This is a genomic window from Luethyella okanaganae (assembly GCF_042660285.1).
GTDB lineage: Bacteria > Actinomycetota > Actinomycetes > Actinomycetales > Microbacteriaceae > Luethyella > Luethyella okanaganae.
Map to the genome: position 1 here is coordinate 42,387 of NZ_JBHSTP010000002.1, position 18,374 is coordinate 60,760.

Below are 18,374 nucleotides of genomic sequence, written 5' to 3' on the forward strand. Positions count from 1 at the left end.
CGCTCCGCACACTCTGATGTCGCGAACTGTCGCCGAGGCGGATCGGTCGACGGTCTGCGTCATGTCGAGTGACAGGACGAGCGCTCAGTCCACGAAGGGCTGAACGAGCTCGGCCGCGTCGTCGGCATCGGCCTGGGTCGCGCCGCGAGAGGCGCGCTTGGCCGTTCTGCGCTCCCTTCCACCCTCAACCAACTTGTAGAGCACGGGCAGCACCACGAGGGTGAGAGCTGTCGAGGAGACCAGTCCGCCGATCACGACGAGCGCGAGCGGCTGCGAGATGAAGCCGCCGTGCCCGGTGAGCCCGATGGCCATCGGCAGCAGTGCGAAGATCGTCGCGAGGGCCGTCATGAGGATCGGCCGCAGACGACGGGATGCGCCGTGCACGAGCGCGTCCTCCACCGACATCCCTCGGCGACGGTACTGGTTCACGAGGTCGACGAGCACGATCGCGTTCGTCACGACGATGCCGATGAGCATGAGCACGCCGATGAGCGAAGCCACTCCGAGCGGGATTCCCGTCAAGACCTGCAGCGCGATCGCGCCTGTCGCGGCGAACGGCACCGACACGAGCAGCAACAGCGGCTGCAGCAGCGAGCGGAACGTCGCCACCATCACGATGTAGACGATGAGAATCGCGACGAGCAGTGCGATACCCAGCTGCGAGAAAGCGTCGCCTTGGTCGGCCGTCACCCCGCCAAGGGAGGCGGATGCGCCGTTCGGCAACCCGGCAGCGTTCACGGCCCGCTGCACGTCGGTGCTCGCCGTGCCGAGGTTGTCGCTGTCCGGTGTCGCCGAGACGGTCGCGCTGCGCAAGCCCCGCACCGTCGTGATCGATGCGGGTCCGTCGACCTGAGATACCGTCGCGAGAGTGTCGAGGGCGACGGGGCCGGCCGGGGTGGGGATCTGCAACGCCGCGAGCTCGGCCTCGGTCGCCGGCGGCGTCTCCGTTGCGATGTAGATCGTGAGCGAGGTCTCGTCGATCACGACCGAGCCCACCGATGAGGGCTGCATGGCCTGGGCGACGAGACCTCCGAGCGCGACCTCGCTGTAGCCGACGGATGCGGCGGACGCACGGTTGACCACCACACCGATGTACGGTCGCGACTCGGCGAGGTTGGAGCTGGCCTGCTTGATGCTCGACAGCTCGGAGACCTTGGCGAGCACGGCATCCGTCGCCGCAGAGAGGTCCTCCTGGTTCGACGCCGTCACGTCGACCTCTATATCGCTCGACGCCCCGAAACCGCTCGACGCCGCGATCGAGATCTCGCCGACATCGCCAAGCCTGCCGAGCGAGGCGCGCACCTCGTCCTGGAGCGCGACCTGGTTGGCATTCTCGTCGGTCGTGACCGAGTAGGTGATCGCGCCGGAGCCGCCGCCGGAGAAGGCGTCGCGCAGGGGGCTACCGCTCGAGCCGATCGAGGTCTGCACGATCTCGACCCCGGTCGCGCCGCGGATGACCTGCTCGACCTCTTTCGACGCGGCGTCCATCGCCTCGAGACTCGTGCCCACCGGAAGCGTCTGCGACACCCGGAAGGTGTTCTGACCGCTGTCGCCGAGAAAGTTCGTCTTCATGAGGGGGGTGAGCGCGACCGTTCCGCCCAGCACGAGCAGTGCGACGACGATCGTGACCACGGAGTGCCTGAGGGTCCAGCGGATGATCGGCAGGTAGCCGAGCTGCAGCCGGCTCGGGTGTTCGAGCTCGTCGACGCCGTCCTCGACTTCGAGCGCCTCGGTCGACTCGCCCGCATGCTTGTGACGCAGCGCCGGCCGCAGGAACCAGTAGGCGAGCACGGGCACGATCGTGAGCGCGACGAAGAGCGAGGCGAGCAAGGCGATCGTCACCGTGAGCGAGAACGGCCGGAACAACTCGCCCGTCACGCCCTCGACAAGGGCGACCGGCAGGAAGACGGCGACCGTCGTGATCGTCGACGCCGTGATCGCGCCGGCCACCTCCCTCACGGCACGCACGATCGTCGACCCACGGTCGACCCCGTCGACGAGGTGCCGCTTGATGTTCTCGATGACCACGATGGAATCGTCGACGACACGCCCGATCGCGATCGTCAGCGCACCGAGCGTCAGAATGTTGAGCGTGTAGTCGGCGACCTGCAACCCGATGAAGGTGATGAGCACCGAGGTCGGGATCGAGATCGCGGTCACGAGCGTCGCACGCACCGACAGCAGGAACACAAGAATCACGATCACGGCGAAGAAGAGGCCGAGCAGACCCTCGGTCGCGAGCGAATCGATGGACTGCTGAATGAACGGAGCCTGATCGAAGACCACGGTGAGCGTAGCACCGGGATTGGTCGTCTGGAGCGACGCCTCGAGGTCGGGCAGGATCGCGCGCACCGCTTTCGACACCTCGACGGTGTTTGCGGCAGGCAGCTTGGTCACCGCGATCGTGAGAGCCGGCTTCCCGTCGACGCGCGAGATGCTCGTCACGGGGTTGCCGGTCACGGCGACGGACGCCACATCGCCGATCATCCGCGTTCCGCCGGGGGCGACCGTCTTCGAGACGAGCGGAAGCCCGGCGATGTCGTCGACTGAAGCAAGCTTGGAGCCCGCCTGAACGGAGAGGGTCTTGTCGTTCTGCGTGATCGACCCGGCCGGGATCAGCACACCGTTCTGTTGGAGCGCGTCGCGAATGGCCTGGCTCGTGAGCCCCGATGCGACAAGTTCGGCGACATCCGGTGTGATCGTCACCCGCTTGCCGACGTCGCCGACGAGGGCAGCCTCGCGCACACCGTCGACATCCTGGATCTCGCCGAGGGTCGTGCGCTTGAGCTCGTCGGAGAGCGTGCTCGCGTCGTCAGCACCCGTGACCGCGATCTGGAGCACCGGGAAGTCGTCGAAACTCGCGCTGATCACCTGAGGGTCGACACTCTCAGGCAACCGTGACTTGATCCGGTTGATCGCCGATGTCATCTTCTGTTCGACCGTCGACAGGTTCGTGCCATAGGCGAAGGTGGCATTGACGATCGAGAGGTTGGTGGTGCTCGTCGTCGACGTCGACTCGAGGCCCGCGATCCCCCGGATCGCGCTCTCGATCGGGCTCGAGACGTCGTCGTTGACGACCTCGGGCGCCGCGCCTGGATACTGCGTCATCACGACGAGTTGCGGAAAGCTGATGGACGGCGCCAGCTCCTGTTTCAGGCTGGTGAGAGCGATACCGCCGAAGACCGCCACGACGACGGTGACGAGGGCGATGAGGGCACGGTTCTTCATGCTGAGGACGGCGAGGAGATGCACGCGCTCAGTATGTCATTGGTCATGTAACGGCCGGCTGAACATCGCCCCCTTCGGGAGGTGCTACGACTGGATCGAGCCTTAGACGACCGCGCCGATCCGGCGATATTCTCTCGACAACATCGAAGCTGGTCGATGCCGCAGCGCTGCGAACGCCGTCGACGCCTCGAGGGTTGCGGCGTCAGGTCGCCGTTCGAGCATGTTCAGACGACGTCGGCCAGGTAGCCCGTTTCGGGCACCGGATGCCGCAGCAGCGAGCCCCAGGCCGCCTCGAGGGCGTCGACCCCACGCTCCGTCTCTTCGACGGGATAGCAGAGCGGAACACGAAGGAAGCGCTCGAAGGCCCCGTCGATGCCGAATCGTGGACCGGCCGCTATCAGCAGGCCGTGACTGCGTGCGGCGAGGGCGAGCTGAGAGCTCACAGGCGAACCGAGGTTGATCCAGGTGGCGAGACCACCATGCACATGCGGAACCCGCCATTCCGGGAAGCGTGCGACGAGCAGACTCTCGAGACGATCACGTCCGGCGCGCAACTGCTCACGGCGCAACGGCAGGATCTCGCCCATACGGCCGAGGAGTTCCGTGACGACGAGCTGTTCGAGGATCGGAGTGCCCAGATCGTTCGGTGCCCGCACTCCGATGAGTTTGCGGATGAGCGCTTGCTCGGCGCGGATCCACCCCACCCGCAGTCCGCCCCACACCGTCTTGCCCACCGATCCGATGAGCACGGCATCGCCATAGGCGGCCATGGGCAGCGGGGAATCCTCTCGATCGATGTTCAGCTCGGCCGTGGTCTCATCCGCGACGACGACGGTGCCCTGCCGGGCCGCTACGGCCAGCACGCGCTCGCGCTGCCCGGCGGACATCGAGCGACCGGTCGGGTTGTGAAAGTCGGGCATGAGATATCCCATGGCAGGATTGGTGCGTCGGATGGCCCGCTCGATCTCGGTGACGTCCCATCCCTCGGCGCCGCCGCCCGCGGAGGCGTCCGGGTCCGCGGTGACGCTCACGGGCACGAGCCGGGCTCCCGCCGCCCGCAAGGCTTCGTAGGCGTGCGGATAGGTGGGCTGCTCGATGAGGGCGCGGTCGCCCCGGCCAATGAGGGTGCGGGCGAGCAGCGCGATGGCATGCTGTGCGCCGATCGTCACCATGATCTGGTCGGATCGGGTCGGCAGACCGCGGGCCGTGTAACGGTCGGCGATGATGGCGCGCAGTTCCGGCGTGCCGACGGGATCGAAGCCTGGGCCGCCGAGGTGACAGGGCAGCTGATCGAGCCCACGACGCGCGGCGTCGACGAGGCCGGGCAAGGCAGGCATCGTCGCCTTGCTCAGGTCGAGGAATCCGCCGTCGCCCGGAACGGACAACATGGTCGGGGCGCCGGCGAGGCGGGTGACGCTCCCGGAGCCGCGCACGCTGCTGAGAAAGCCCGCATCCCGCAGCCGGCGATAGGCGGCCGTCACGGTCGTTCGGCTGAGGCTCAGGCGTTCGGCCAGCTCGCGCTCGGCCGGGAGCCGACTGTCTACGGGAACGCGTCCGTCGATCACGAGCAAGCGGATGCGATCGGCCAGGGAGGCATAGGCGGCACCGGAATCGCGCCAGTCGCCGAGAAGGGATGCGAGGGTTCGCGCGCTGAGCTGGGTACCCGCCATATAGCCACTTTAGATGAATTGGCTATATACGCAAGAGCCAATCATGAAATTGGATTGCTTCTATGCCCACTGTCATCGCCTCCAGTCGCTTGCTCCTGCCACGACGAGCCACGCAATTGTTCATCGGTCTCGTTCTCTATGGCCTCGCTGACGCCCTTATGATCCGCGCGGCGGTCGGGGTCGATCCCTGGACGGTCTTCGCGCAGGGCGTCTCACTGCGCACCGGCATCGGCATCGGCTGGCTCACGAACGTCATCGGCCTCCTCGTGCTCCTGCTCTGGATCCCCCTGCGCCAGCGGCCCGGCATCGGGACGGTGCTGAACATCCTCCTCATCGGCCCGAGCATCGAACTCGGGCTCTGGCTCATCCATCCGGCTACAGAGCCCTGGCAGCAAATCCTCGTCTTCACAGCTGGCCTCCTTCTGCTCGCCGTCGCGAGCGGCCTGTACATCGGCAGCCACTTCGGCCCCGGCCCGCGCGACGGCCTCATGACGGGGATCCACCGGAGCACCGGATGGCCGATCTGGGTCGGCCGCACGATCGTCGAGGTCGTCGTCCTTGCCGCCGGCTGGCTTCTCGGCGGGAACGTCGGCCTCGGAACGCTCGCTTTCGCGCTGCTCATCGGCCCGCTGTGCCAGTGGACGATCCCGCTCTTTGCCGTCCGCCTGCCTCGCGCCGCCGCCGCGGACGCAACAGAGGCCGAGCTCGAAGGCTCGACCGCACCCGGAGCACCGGCCGTGCTCGACTCCCCCGCGATCTGAAGGAGACCAGAACATGACCACCGCCCTCTTCGCATTCCTCTGCTTTCTCGGCATCGTGGCGATCTGGGGCATCGTCGCGACGGTGACGGTCACCTGGCGCGACGGCTACCGTCGGCAGCCGTCGCGTCGCGTCGACTGACACAGGCCACGAGAGCGGCGTGAACAGCCGAGCGCAACCGCAGGGGAGGCCTTCGGCGGAAGCGGAGACCGCAATCGCGAAGAAGGGCCTCCCGCGCGTGCGAAGTCCTCCGCTCCAGACGACGCAAACGCGCCGCGACGAGGGTTGCGGAATCCAAAAACGCGATATATCGTGAGTTACGAATAGACGCGATATATCGCGAATAAGAGGATTCCGGTATCCGTGGCTCCAGCGCCGAGCCGTCGCGGACACCCCGACAGAGGAGAAACGATGGCAATCGAGAAATGGGTGGTCGCGCCCGGTCAGAGCAAGGTCATCGACCTCGAGGTCGTGCGCAAGCTCAAGGTAGGACTCATTGGCGGAAAGATCGATGTGGTCGCGCACGAGGAGCCAGGTGCCCGCGTCGAAGTCCACGCGGTCAGCGGCAAGGAACTCAAGATCGAGATCGACGGCGACACCCTCGAGATCGATCATCCACAGTTGCGCTGGGACAACTTCGTGGAGGTCTTCAAGGGATTCCGCGGCAACGCCAAGGCCGAGGTAAGCGTGCTCGTGCCCCGCGATGTCGCCATCAAACTCGGAGTCGTCTCGGCCGATGCCCTCGTCACCGGGTTCGAGACCGACGCCAAGCTCAACACCGTCACCGGTGAGATCGTCGTCGACGACATGGCAGGAGAGCTCGAACTCAACGGCGTGAGTGGCGAGATCTCGGTGCGCAACCACCGCGGCAAGATCGTGGCTCACACGGTCTCGGGCGACATCACAGCGAGCGGGGCGATCACCACCTTCAACGCTGACGGCGTCTCGGGCAACATGGTCCTCGACATCACCGGCACCCCGTCAACGGTCAACACCAACACCGTCTCGGGCGACCTCACCCTGCGCCTCGATCCTGGACGCGGGGAACGCTATCGCGTGAACACCGTCTCGGGCACGCTCCACCTCGACGACATCACGATCAAGGGCACCCTCGGCAAGGGCTTCGACCGCGTCGTCGGCGAACTCGAGGGCGAATGGCTCGACCTTGCCGCAAACTCGGTCTCGGGGGACATCTCCGTCGTGCGGCGCTCCCCGAGCGGCCCGACGGTTCGGGACGGATCAGCCTCCGCTGGCGCCACAGACGACGCTTCCCCCGCCGGCGAGGACACGGAATGACTCCCCCCGTCTTCGCCCACGGCAAGCTGCGGCTCTACCTGCTGAGCCTGCTCGCCGAGCGGCCACGGCACGGCTACGAGCTCATCCAGGCATTGAGCGAGCGCTTCGGCGGCACATATAGTCCGAGCGCCGGAACGATCTATCCGCGCCTCGCGAAGCTCGACGAGGAAGGCCTCGTCACCAAGGAGTCGGACGGACGCAAGTCGACCTATTCGATCACGGATGCCGGACGCGCCGAACTCACGGTCCGCGAGGGCGAGCTCGGGTCCATCGAAGACGAGCTCACCGACTCGGTGCGGCGCCTGGCCGACGAGGTGCGGGCCGGCGTGAACGAGGCGATGCGGAGCCTGCGCGCCGACCTGGCGAGCGCAGCGCGGGAGTCCAAGCGCTCGTCGAAGTCGGCGGCATCCGTCAACCTGCACGCCGAGTCGAACCGCGTCCTGCACGACGCTGACCTCGTTCTCAACGAGTTTCGTCAGCAGGTGCGCACCGATCTGCGCACCCACGCCGCCCGGTCCCGGGTGCCCGCCGAGACGGTCGATACGCTGCGACTACGGCTCGCGCAACTACGCGCCGACGTGCTCGCCTCGCTCGGTGGGAGGTAGCTCCGCAGAGGCATCCGCGCCGGCCGGCCGACGACCGAGGCGCGCGGCCTGCTTGCCCACCCAGCTCACGAGCGTTTCGAGCGGGCCGCGCCGGCCGAGCAGGACGAGCAGCGTTCCGATGACGAGCGCGCCCGCGATGTGAAGCAGCCAGAGCTCCAGACTCGAATAGTCCCAGGGAACGACACCCTCGGGAATCCCGGTCTCGTAATAACGCCCCGTCACCGCCCCGACGATGACCACGTGCAGAACATATACCGTGAGCGGCGCGGACCCGGCGCTGGACACCGGCGAGAGGATGCGCCGAGCCAGCGGGCGGAGCATCGCGCCGACGAGAAGGCAGAGTCCTATCGTGGCAACAGCGATGCCGCTGGTGATCGCCAGGTCGAAGAAGGTGCCGCTGTGCGGGGCTGGAGAGGCCAGCCACCAGATGCTTCCCCCTGGAACGGTCCCTACCATCGCGCCGTAGACGAACATCCGCGCACTCTCCTGAGGATTGGGGTACTCGGGGAGGCTCGGCAGGGTGGATGCGATGTTGTCGATCCCGCCGAGCGGGCCGAGCAGCAGAAGACTCAGCCCTAAGGCGGCCGCCGCGAGCGCCGAGCCGACGACGACGAGACGGAATCCGAGCGCATGCCTGGCCTGCTGCCTGTTGGCAGCCAGCACGAGCCGGCCGACGACGATGCCCACCATCGTGTAGACCACCCAGGTGGCCACCGGATAGGCGCCAGTCACGAGGAGTCCGCGCACGAACCCAGCCGGATCATCGAGTTTCGCCCAGTTCGCGGAGCCGAGCCCAGACTGCTGCTCGAGACCGTTGCGGATGAGCGACGACAAGAACGGCCATAACCCCGCCCAGGCCGCGGCAACGACGAGGAGCACGGTGTTCGACCAGCGCAGCATGGGAATCACGCACCAGAATGTGACGCCGTAGTACACGAGGATCACGATGATCCCGCCCGGCACCAGTCCGAGCGTCATGCCGATGAGCACGAGGGCAAAGCCGCGCCCGAACACCGCCCAACGCGCCGAAGCCGCTCGACCCGCGGCGAGATAGCCTCGCGTCGTGATGGCGATGCCCACTCCGGCGAGCAGCGCGAACAGCGCCGCAGCTTTACCCGCCAAGACCTCACTCAACCATGTCCTCGCCGAAGGATCGTCGGCCAGTATTGTCCAGAGATGAGTGGCCATCATCCCGGCGAGAGCGAGAAACCGGGCGAGATCGATGCCGACGATGCGGCCGGTCATCTGACGGCGGCCGGATGGAGAGGATGAGGTCAGTTCAGAAGCGCTCACTGATCAACCGTAGGCAGATGATCCCGCCGCGCGCATCATCCGGTCTATGTAATTCTTTGGATCGCCCGACGAACCTCCTCGTCGTCTGCTCCAACGATGGAGCCGTTCACGAACGACGGGACCGTCCACGGATCGACGGGCCGACCCGCCGATCGAGCCTGTCGAAGTCAGCTCCTCAGGTGTCGGCGGCTTCATTTCGGCAGGTTCAATGACCGGGACTCACGGCGCTCGACGAACGGGACGGACGCCGGGACCGCGCTGGGCTCGAGGCACTGCGCATCCCGCCGCAGGTGATCGAACGACTCGGCATGAGTCTCGATGAGCTGCGGCTCATGCGCGACTCGCTCACCCGAATGATCGAAGCCGTTCGACGGCCATGAGACCCGACTTCCGACTGTCCAGCCGTGTTAAGAAACCGTTAGGGGACCACAAGGAACTTGACAGCGCGCGGCGCGGGAGTAATGTCAACCCCCGTGACGAACGACGGGACTACCCCTCCTCCTGAGCTCAAATCGGCGAAGCACTGGATCATCGGCGACCCGCTGCCGAGCGAGTATCTCGAAGGCCAATTGCTTCCGAAGCACCTCGCCCTGCCCATCTTCGCGAGCGACCCGCTCTCCTCCGTCGCCTATGCACCGCAGGAACTCGTCCTGATCCTCCTGATCGGCGGCCTCTCCTTCCTCACCTTCGCGCCGTGGGTCGCGCTTGCGGTCATCGTGCTGCTCGTCACCGTCGTCGCGAGCTACCGGCAGCTCATCAAGGCGTACCCCTCCGGCGGCGGCGACTACGAAGTCGCATACAAGAACCTCGGCGAGAAGGCCGGGCTCGTCGTGGCATCCGCATTGCTCGTCGACTACGTCATGACCGTCGTGGTATCGGTCGCATCGGGCGTCGACAACATCATCTCGGCGATTCCCGAGCTCAACCCGTTCCGCGTGGAGATCGCCGTCGTGTTCGTCGTCATCCTTGCGGCGATCAACCTGCGCGGCGTGAGCGAGTCGAGTAAAGCCTTCGCCCTGCCGACCTACCTCTTCATCGGCAGCGTCTTCGTCATGATCGTCGTCGGTCTGACCCGCACTCTGATGGGAGACGCGCCCATCGCGGAATCCGCCGGATTCGACGTGCGGGGCGAACAGCTCACGCAGGCCGCGATCGTGCTGCTCCTGCTGCGTTCCTTCGCGAGCGGATGCTCGGCGCTCACCGGCGTCGAAGCGATCTCGAACGGCGTGCCGGCATTCCGGCTCCCGAAGATCAAGAACGCGCAGCGCACCCTCGTGCTCATGGGTGGCATCGCCATCGTTCTGTTCGCCGGCCTCACGGCGATCGCGCTCATCTCGCACGTGCACTACGCCGAGAACCCGTGCAATCTGATCGGCTGGGCAGGGTGCGCGACCGAGCCGCAGCGGAGCCTCATCGCCCAGGTCGCCGCAGCGACCTTCGGCAACAATTCCTTTCCCTTCTTCCTCATCCAGGCGACGACCGCCCTCGTGCTCCTGCTCGCGGCCAACACCGCGTTCAACGGGTTCCCCTTGCTCGGATCGGTGCTGGCGAAGGACGGCTACGCGCCGAAGTCGCTCAGCACCCGCGGCGACCGCCTCATCTACTCGAACGGGGTCGTGCTGCTCGCCCTCGCGGCCGCGATCATCCTGATCGTCTTCCAGGCGAACCTCACGGTGCTGATCCAGCTGTACATCATCGGCGTCTTCGTGTCATTCACCGTCGGGCAGATCGGCATGGTGCGGCATTGGATCCTCGAACTCAGAAAGCCCAAGGCCGACCGCGGCTCGGTCGTGCGCGGCCTGGCGATCAATGCCCTCGGGGCCGGGATGACCGCCGTCGTGCTGCTCGTGGTGACGATCACGAAGTTCACGCACGGCGCCTGGCTCGTGTTCCTCATGATGCCGATCCTGTTCATGCTCATGCTGGGCGTGAGCCGCTACTACCGGGATGTCGCGAAGGAGGTCGAGGTCGACCCGACCACGACGTTCGGCTCGGCCCACGACCATGCGATCGTGCTCGTCGGCAAGATGCAGAAGCCGGTGCTGAAGGCGATCGACTACGCGATCGCGGCCCGTCACGAGAGTCTCGAGGCCGTGCACGTCTCGATCGACGACGACGAGACGAAGCGACTCAAGAAGGACTGGGTGCGCATGAACATCCAGGTTCCGTTGCGCATCATCTCGTCGCCGTATCGCGATCTCAGCTATCCGCTCATCCAGTACATCAAGGGCCGCCGCGAAGAGTTCGGCTCCGAGGTCACGACGATCTACATGCCCCAGTACATCGTCGGGCACTGGTGGGAGAGCCTGCTGCACAACCACAAGGCTCGTCGCGTGCGCCAGAAGCTCATGCTCGTGCACGGTGTGACGATCGCGCTCGTGCCCTGGCTGCTCGACTCCTCGGAGCTCATCTACGGGCGCCGTTCGCGGCCCATCCCCGGCCAGGACCGTCGTGGCGAGCCGGTGCGCCCGGTCCCGCGCAAACCGATCGCACCCGCGACGGTCGCCGGAGGCGCACCGCAGGCGCAGCCTCCGAAAGTGACCACCTCGCGTCCGTCGGCATCGCGTCGCCGCAAGCGCAAGTAGGCATCGCCGCAAGCGCAAACAGGGAGTACAGCAGACACCGCAGTGCAAGCAGGCACCACCGCCGACCCGAAAGGGAGGCGTTCGCACGGAACGGAGGCCCCGACCCCTGAGTTGGGCCTCCCCTGCTACCCAATTCCTCCCCTGAGTAGCTCAGGCCCACAAGCTCAGGCCCACAAGCTCGAACCCACAGACCCACGAACCCACGCCCATAAGCACAGCCCACCGAACGCGGAGCGGTTCGAAGAATCGACGTCCGTCGCGACAACGCTATTCTGGGCATCATGCCTGCGCTGATCGGAGTGTTGCTCGGGGGCGCCATCGGCACCGGCCTGCGGCTTGCCCTCGACACCGCACTCCCACACGGAGACGCCGACTTCCCCTGGTCGACACTCGCGATCAACATCCTGGGCGCCCTCGCGCTCGGCTGGCTCGTCGGCGGCCTCTGGACCAGACCCTCGGTGCCGCACTGGGTGAAGGCTGGTATCGGTCCGGGTCTGCTCGGCTCTTTCACGACATTCTCGGCTGTGATGGTCTCACTCGTCGCCCAGACGTCCGCCGGCCTGTTCTGGCTCGCCGCCGGCTATGCAGGCGTGAGCATCGTGCTCGGCTTCGGCGCGGCGGCCCTGGGACTCTGGGCGGGTTCCCACATCGCCCATCGCCCGTTGCCGAGCGAGATCACGGATGAGGGCAGCACGCTGTGAACGGATGGCTTGTCGTCGCCGTGCTCGCGTGCGGCTCCCTCGCGGCAGTCGCGCGCTACCTGCTCGCTCGCGCGTTCCCGGTGCGCGCCAGGCATCTGCCCTGGGGCGTCCTGTCCGTGAACCTGCTCGGCTCGGCCGTCGGCGGCGGCGTCCTCGGCCTTGCCGAACGGGCTGCTCTCTCGCCCGAGTGGCGGCTCGTTCTGCTCACCGGCCTCTGCGGCGGGCTCACCACCTTCAGCACGTGGACCGTCGAGACCATCGAGCTCGTCGCCAGCGGCCGCTGGCGCGCCGCCCTGCTGAACGCCGGGCTCACTCTCACACTCGGCATTATCGTCACGGCGACCGCCTACCTGATCGCACGCTGAGACGCCCCCGGGCCCCCGCACTCGATCTGCAAACCCCCGCCCAACGGCTTGCTCAACTGCTCGAGGCAGCCTAGAAGCCCCGCGCCGCACACCACTTGACTGCGCCATCCGTGTTTCAGCGTTTCGCGTGACCTCGGCCCGAATCGCGAAAGGCGTTCACATCATCGCCATGATCTGGCGAGCGATCATGCGCCCGGCCCGGCTCGCGCCGATCGTGCTCGCCTGCGGCCCATAACCGGCGAGGAAGACGCGCGGATCCGTCCATGAGGCTCCGGCGGCCACTGTGAGACCGCCCGCCTTCTCGCGCAGCTTGAGCGGAGAGAGCTGGCGCAGCTCGGGCCGGAAGCCGGTCGCCCAGACGATGGCATCCGCCGGCGCGAATGTGCCGTCCGACCAGCGAACCCCATCCGGTTCTATCCGGTCGAACATAGGTCTGGCGACCAGCAGGCCGCGCGCGATGCCCGCGGCGATGCGGCGACTCTTCGGCACCCCTGTGCCACTCACGATGCTCGGCAACGCCCGCCCGGAACGTGCGGCCTCGTCTTGCATCGCGACGGCGGCAGACGCGCCCTCGACGTCGAGCTCCTGGGTGTCGAGCCAGTCGATCGGCCGTCGCGACACCCACGTGAGCTGTGCGGCAACATCCTCGAGTTCGAGCATGAACCCGATCGCCGAGGTTCCCCCACCCACCACCACGACATTCTGACCCCGGAATTGCTGGGCCGAGACGTAGTCAGCCGTGTGGACGTGCCGTCCCTCGAAAGTGTTCATCCCCGGGTAGTAGGGCACGAAGGGAGCTCCCCAGGTGCCCGTCGCGTTGACGACGATCTGCGTAATCGTCTCGCCGCGGCTGTGCCGCACCAGCAGGTCCGCCCCGCGGTTCTCGACGGCCGTCACCGCAACCGGGCGCTGCACGCGCAGCTGGAAATGCTGCTCATAGCTCCCGTAGTACGCCGCTACGATCTCCTTCGCCGGCCAGGCACGATCCGCGGTCTCGAAGCTGAGTCCAAGCTCCGACATTCCTGGCAGATCGTTGACCTTGTGCGCAGTGCCCAGACGCAGCGACTCCCAGCGATGCTGCCAGGCGCCACCCGGACCAGGCCCACGGTCGAAGACGACGAAATCGCTTCCGGCCTCCAATTCGAAGCGCCTGAGGTAGTACGCGACGGAGAGTCCGGCCTGTCCGGCGCCGATGACGACGACCTTGACGATCTGGTCGCTTGACATCACACCTCATCCCAGCACATCGACCCGCGAAGCGCCCATCGGGGCAGGGAGCCCTACATGCTAAACTAGCGGCTAGTTTTCACACTGTCCGTTCGGTAAATCCCGGGTTCGCCACGTACCCGGCCTGGCATCGTAAGGGGGTCTCGCATGGGGCGCGGCCGTCAAAAAGCAAAGCACACCAAGGTGGCTCGCGAGCTGAAGTACTTCAGCCCTGACACCAACTATGGCGCGCTCGAGCGAGAGCTCACCAACCACGGTGACAACCGTCTCGACGAGGACCTGGCCAAATGGCCGGAGTACGAAGCCGACGAGTACGAAGACCACTACGCCCCCGAGGACGAGCAGAAGCGCGCCTAGCCACCCACTAGGCATCGATCCTGCGGGCATCGATCCTGCGGGCATCGATCCTGCGGGCATCGATGCTGGCGGCGCTCCTGGCCTTCCTCGATCCGCTCCCGCGAGAGCGTAGCGTCATCGCAGATCGACTCCAGTGTTCACAACTCAGGCAGATTTCGGCGAGGAGCGGAGCCGTCACCGTCGGTGCGGACACGTTTCCGACTAGATCCGAAAACCGCCTGAGTTAGGCACGGACGGACGGGCAACCCAGATCGGGCATCCAGATCGGGCATCCAGATCGGCGCGACGGGCAACGATGTGCACCATTGAAGCTGTGCACCACTGAATAGGCGCAGGCCCCGACTACGAGGCGTATGCCCCGACCAGACGCACTGCTCCACCATCGACGCCTTTGGCACCCTGCTCGAAACCGCCGAGATCACGCGGGCTCGTCGAGACACGACCGGCCACCCATGAATGGATGTCTTCCGCCTCGAGTCGGGCTATCACGCTCGACGCGGCATCCGGGGCGACGACCGCGAACATGCCGATTCCGAGATTCCAGGTGCCCTCAGTGCTCTCCAGCGTGGCACCGGCGAAGTCACTCAGCACCCGGAAGACCGGGCTCGGCGACCAGCTCGAGCGGTCGAGTTCGACCCAGGAGCCCACAGGGAGCACGCGCGCGAGATTCGCGGCGATCCCGCCACCTGTCACATGACTGTAAGCATGCACGGCGCCCCCGACTGCTGGATCGTCGAGCAGACGCACAAGCGGTCCGGTGTAGAGACGGGTCGGTTCTAGCAGCACCTCACCGACCACGCCACCGAGCTCAGCGGAGTGATCGGTATAGCCGATGCCACGCTGCGCGAGAATATGACGAACGAGCGAGTAACCGTTGGAATGCAGGCCGGACGAGGCCATCGCGACCACGACGTCGCCGTGCAGCACGCGCTGTGCCCCGAGCAAGGCATCCGTCTCGACGACGCCGACGGCCGCACCGGCGACATCGTAGTCCTCGGCTCCGAGCAGACCCGGATGCTCCGCCGTCTCGCCGCCCACGAGCGCAGTGCCAGTGTCGGAACAGGCCTGCGCGATACCGGCGACGATCGAGGCGATCCGCTCCGGAACGACCTTGCCACACGCGATGTAGTCGGTCATGAACAGGGGCTTCGCACCGACCACGACGATGTCGTCGACCACCATGCCGACGAGGTCTTGACCGATCGTGTCGTGCTTGTCGATCGCCTGGGCGATCGCGACCTTCGTTCCGACGCCGTCGGTCGAGGTCGCGAGCAATGGACGCGTATAGGAGGTGAGGAAGGAGACGTCGAAGAGACCAGCGAAACCGCCGACGCCGCCGAGCACGTTCGGTCCGTGGGTCCTGGCCACGGCCGCCTTCATGAGTTCGACCGCGAGGTCGCCTGCGGCGGTGTCGACACCGGCGGCGGCATAGGAGTTTTCGGTCACTTCACTAGGTTACCGGCGCAACGCCCGGCCCGCCGATTACACTGGCGTCATGCACGCCTCCGGTGCAGGATCGTGGACCATTCGCGAAGATGCGAGTCGCCAGATCCTCCTCGCGCTCTATCTGCGCGACGCGCTCGCGATCGAGACGCCGCTGGGATTGCCTCGGCTGCGGGATGTCCGCGCCGGCGAAGGCCTCGTTCTGACCCCGGAGGAGCAGGAGGAGCTGGACGCGCAGTGGGAACGCTGGTGGCTCACCGCCATCGAGCCGGAACGGCATCCCTCGCTCGTTCCCCTCGAACTCGTCGAGGAGTTCGGTTTCGACATCGCGTTGCCGATCGGCGGGGCCGAACTGCTCAGGCGTGCGATCGTGCCATTCGCAGCCGCCGCAGAGGAATGGACCAGGACGACGCACGAACAGTTCAGTTCGCGCGCCACGGAACCACACGGTTCGCAGTATCTCGCCTATGCCGGGCTCGTCGCCGAGCACGAACGCACCACCGGGCGACGCGCCCACGCCTTCGAGCTCAACGTCGAGGTGCTGCCGCTCGCCGAGCGGGGCGCGTGGTGGATCGGCAACTCGACGGTCGCCGTGACGGACTCGCTCCGCAACGACGCGACGGCCTACGCCACGGCGTTGCGGCCGATCATCTCCGAGATCGCCTGAGCGGCGCAGGGCAGGGAGGCTTCGGTTGCTCGTTCCTCGAGCCATCAAGCCATCAGTGTGCTCAGGAGCAGACGCGCGAGCAGTTATTCTTGGCGACCGGGGTCGCCGAAGGCGAGTGCGACATCCGACGCCGGCGTCGTCTCGAGCATGCCCTCGAGATCGGCATCCGGACCCGGATCGCAGCCGTTGGAAGATGGCGTGCGCTCGAGCAGGTTCTTGCCCAGATGCTGCGCCTCCGGCAGTGGGATCGGGTACTCGCCGGTGAAGCAGGCGGTGCACAGCCGCTCGCGCGGCTGCTCCGTCGCGGCGATCATGCCGTCTTGCGAGAGGTAGCCGAGCGAGTCCGCCCCGATCGACTGGCGCACCTCGTCGACACCAAGACCTGTCGCGATGAGCTCCGCACGGGAGGCGAAGTCAATGCCGTAGAAGCACGGCCAAGTGATGGGCGGGCTCGAGATGCGCACATGCACCTCGGCGGCACCGGCTTCGCGCAGCATCGAGACGAGCGCGCGCTGGGTGTTGCCGCGCACGATCGAGTCGTCGACGACGACGAGACGCTTGCCCCTGATGACCTCTTTGAGCGGATTGAGCTTGAGCTTGATTCCACGCTGGCGGATGGTCTGAGACGGCTGGATGAAGGTGCGGCCGACGTAGGAGTTCTTGACGAGGCCCTGTCCGAAGGGGATGCCGCTGGCCTGTGCGTAGCCGATGGCTGCCGGGGTTCCCGACTCCGGAGTCGGGATCACGAGGTCGGCTTCCACCGCATGCTCCGTAGCCAGCCGTCGGCCCATCTCGACACGGGCCTCGTGCACGCCGCGACCGGCGATGGCCGTGTCGGGACGAGCCAGATAGACGTACTCGAAGACGCATCCGGCCGGCTTCGGCTCGGCGAAGTGCTGCGAGCGCAGACCGTTCTCGTCGACCGTGATCAGCTCGCCCGGTTCGACCTCGCGCACGAAACTCGCGCCGACGATGTCGAGAGCCGCGGTCTCGGATGCGACGACCCAGCCGCGCTCGAGGCGGCCGAGAACAAGCGGGCGCACGCCCTGCGGGTCACGGGCTGCGTAGAGCGTGGTCTCGTCCATGAAGACGAGGCAGTAGGCGCCGCGGAGCCGCGGAAGCACCTCGAGTGCCGTGGCCTCAAGGGTGTGGTCGAGATCGCCGCGGAGAAGCGCAGTGACCACGGCCGTGTCGGTCGTGTTGCCACGCGCGAGTTCACCATCGGTCTCGGGGTGGCGATCGTGCACGAGCTGCAGCAGCTCCGCCGTGTTGGTCAGGTTGCCGTTGTGTCCCAGCGCGACCGTGCCGCCGGCCGTGCGGCCGAGCGTCGGCTGAGCGTTCTGCCAGCTCGACGAGCCCGTCGTCGAGTAGCGGGTGTGTCCGACGGCGATGTGGCCGACGAGCGTGTTGAGCGCGGTCTCGTTGAAGACCTGCGAGACGAGTCCCATGTCTTTGTAGATGAGGATCTTCTTGCCGTCGCTCGTGGCGATGCCGGCCGACTCCTGGCCGCGGTGCTGGAGAGCATAAAGACCGAAGTAGCTGAGCTTCGCCACTTCCTCGCCCGGAGCCCAGACTCCGAAGACGCCGCAGGCATCCTGCGGGCCCTTTTCGCCCTGGAGTAGATCCAGGCTGAGAAGTCCGTCGCCTCCGGCCAAGCCGAGGTCCCCTTACTGTGAGTTGCCGCTCGAATGCACGTCAAGTCTATCCGCCACGACGGTGGCAGGGGACAGGGACGCCCGGCGATCGATCCAGAGCGCGATGAGCGAGCCGAGCGCGACACCGACGGTGGCGCACAGCAGGAGCAGGAAGCCGAAGACCTGCCCCCTGTCGTACTGCGAATTCTCGGGGAACTCCACGGTGAGGATCAGAGCGACGATCGCGCCGACGACGCCACCGACGAGCATGAACCGAAAGTAACGGGGCGCACGACGGACGATCACCGTGCCTGCGGTGACCTCGTCGACAGCTCCCTCTGGTTCGTTCTCGATATCGCTCACGAGTCCATTGTCTCATCCATCGGACGGGGCCGGCCATCAGCCTCCAGCCGGCCATCGTGAACGCCCTTCGGATTCTGGATATGACAGGGACTTCAGAAACAGTCGCGGAGGGCCTCATCGAGATCGCGAAACAGCTCCCCCGACACGCCCGTCACCAAGCGGTCCTGCTGGGCAGCGGCCG

The 18,374-nt window shown here is 66.5% G+C and carries 16 protein-coding genes; 9 read left to right on the forward strand and 7 right to left on the reverse strand.

Annotation, left to right across the window (positions count from 1 at the left end; genetic code table 11):
• Positions 1-84: 84 nt before the first annotated feature.
• On the reverse strand, positions 85-3,252 hold the full coding sequence (locus ACFQB0_RS07885; RefSeq protein ID WP_386729862.1) for an efflux RND transporter permease subunit: 3,168 nt from the start codon (positions 3,250-3,252) through the stop codon (positions 85-87).
• A 200-nt stretch (positions 3,253-3,452) separates the two neighbouring features.
• Positions 3,453-4,898: a MocR-like transcription factor YczR gene (gene yczR / locus ACFQB0_RS07890; RefSeq protein WP_386729865.1), complete on the reverse strand. Its 1,446-nt coding sequence runs from the start codon at positions 4,896-4,898 to the stop codon at positions 3,453-3,455.
• Between the two features lie 62 nt (positions 4,899-4,960).
• On the opposite strand from yczR, the gene yczE reads away from it, so the two are divergent.
• From yczE to ACFQB0_RS07910, 4 genes are all read left to right on the forward strand, one after another.
• On the forward strand, positions 4,961-5,659 hold the full coding sequence (yczE, locus tag ACFQB0_RS07895) for a membrane protein YczE (protein ID WP_386729868.1): 699 nt from the start codon (positions 4,961-4,963) through the stop codon (positions 5,657-5,659).
• 13 nt (positions 5,660-5,672) lie between these two features.
• Positions 5,673-5,798 carry a hypothetical protein gene (locus ACFQB0_RS07900; protein ID WP_386729871.1) on the forward strand — a complete coding sequence of 42 codons (126 nt, stop codon included), beginning with the start codon at positions 5,673-5,675 and terminating at the stop codon, positions 5,796-5,798.
• Positions 5,799-6,068: 270 nt separating this feature from the next.
• Positions 6,069-6,953 (forward strand): DUF4097 family beta strand repeat-containing protein, encoded by an 885-nt coding sequence (locus ACFQB0_RS07905; RefSeq protein WP_386729874.1) that lies wholly within the window; start codon positions 6,069-6,071, stop codon positions 6,951-6,953.
• Positions 6,950-7,558, forward strand: coding sequence for a PadR family transcriptional regulator (locus ACFQB0_RS07910; protein WP_386729876.1), 609 nt, complete (start codon positions 6,950-6,952; stop codon positions 7,556-7,558). Before ACFQB0_RS07905 ends, ACFQB0_RS07910 begins: the two co-directional genes overlap by 4 nt.
• Here the strand turns inward: ACFQB0_RS07910 and ACFQB0_RS07915 are convergent.
• Positions 7,520-8,851, reverse strand: a complete 1,332-nt coding sequence (locus ACFQB0_RS07915; RefSeq protein ID WP_386729879.1) for a heparan-alpha-glucosaminide N-acetyltransferase domain-containing protein — start codon at positions 8,849-8,851, stop codon at positions 7,520-7,522. The two genes, ACFQB0_RS07910 and ACFQB0_RS07915, sit on opposite strands and share 39 nt — an antisense overlap.
• Before the next feature lie 461 nt (positions 8,852-9,312).
• Between ACFQB0_RS07915 and ACFQB0_RS07920 the strand changes: the two genes are divergently transcribed.
• The 3 genes from ACFQB0_RS07920 (at position 9,313) to crcB (ending at position 12,502) form a co-directional block, all read left to right on the forward strand.
• Positions 9,313-11,436 carry an APC family permease gene (locus ACFQB0_RS07920; protein ID WP_386729882.1) on the forward strand — a complete coding sequence of 708 codons (2,124 nt, stop codon included), beginning with the start codon at positions 9,313-9,315 and terminating at the stop codon, positions 11,434-11,436.
• 281 nt (positions 11,437-11,717) lie between these two features.
• Positions 11,718-12,137 carry a fluoride efflux transporter FluC gene (locus ACFQB0_RS07925; protein ID WP_386729884.1) on the forward strand — a complete coding sequence of 140 codons (420 nt, stop codon included), beginning with the start codon at positions 11,718-11,720 and terminating at the stop codon, positions 12,135-12,137.
• Positions 12,134-12,502, forward strand: coding sequence for a fluoride efflux transporter CrcB (crcB, locus tag ACFQB0_RS07930; protein WP_386729887.1), 369 nt, complete (start codon positions 12,134-12,136; stop codon positions 12,500-12,502). Before ACFQB0_RS07925 ends, crcB begins: the two co-directional genes overlap by 4 nt.
• Before the next feature lie 156 nt (positions 12,503-12,658).
• On the opposite strand, the gene ACFQB0_RS07935 is transcribed toward crcB, so the two are convergent.
• A complete protein-coding gene (locus ACFQB0_RS07935; RefSeq protein ID WP_386729890.1) occupies positions 12,659-13,729 on the reverse strand; it encodes an FAD-dependent oxidoreductase in 1,071 nt (356 codons plus the stop codon).
• A gap of 147 nt (positions 13,730-13,876) precedes the next feature.
• On the opposite strand from ACFQB0_RS07935, the gene ACFQB0_RS07940 reads away from it, so the two are divergent.
• A complete protein-coding gene (locus tag ACFQB0_RS07940) occupies positions 13,877-14,086 on the forward strand; it encodes a DUF3073 domain-containing protein (protein WP_386729893.1) in 210 nt (69 codons plus the stop codon).
• A gap of 342 nt (positions 14,087-14,428) precedes the next feature.
• On the opposite strand, the gene purM is transcribed toward ACFQB0_RS07940, so the two are convergent.
• Positions 14,429-15,532: a phosphoribosylformylglycinamidine cyclo-ligase gene (gene purM / locus ACFQB0_RS07945; protein WP_386729896.1), complete on the reverse strand. Its 1,104-nt coding sequence runs from the start codon at positions 15,530-15,532 to the stop codon at positions 14,429-14,431.
• Between the two features lie 49 nt (positions 15,533-15,581).
• Here purM and ACFQB0_RS07950 point away from each other — a divergent pair, with 49 nt between their 5' ends.
• The gene (locus tag ACFQB0_RS07950) at positions 15,582-16,196 is read left to right on the forward strand and encodes a zinc-binding alcohol dehydrogenase (protein WP_386729898.1); all 615 of its coding nucleotides are present in this window, start codon (positions 15,582-15,584) and stop codon (positions 16,194-16,196) included.
• 83 nt (positions 16,197-16,279) lie between these two features.
• Here the strand turns inward: ACFQB0_RS07950 and purF are convergent, their stop codons facing one another.
• A complete protein-coding gene (purF, locus tag ACFQB0_RS07955; RefSeq protein WP_386729901.1) occupies positions 16,280-17,851 on the reverse strand; it encodes an amidophosphoribosyltransferase in 1,572 nt (523 codons plus the stop codon).
• A gap of 12 nt (positions 17,852-17,863) precedes the next feature.
• A complete protein-coding gene (locus ACFQB0_RS07960; protein WP_386729903.1) occupies positions 17,864-18,193 on the reverse strand; it encodes a hypothetical protein in 330 nt (109 codons plus the stop codon).
• Positions 18,194-18,374 lie beyond the last annotated feature (181 nt).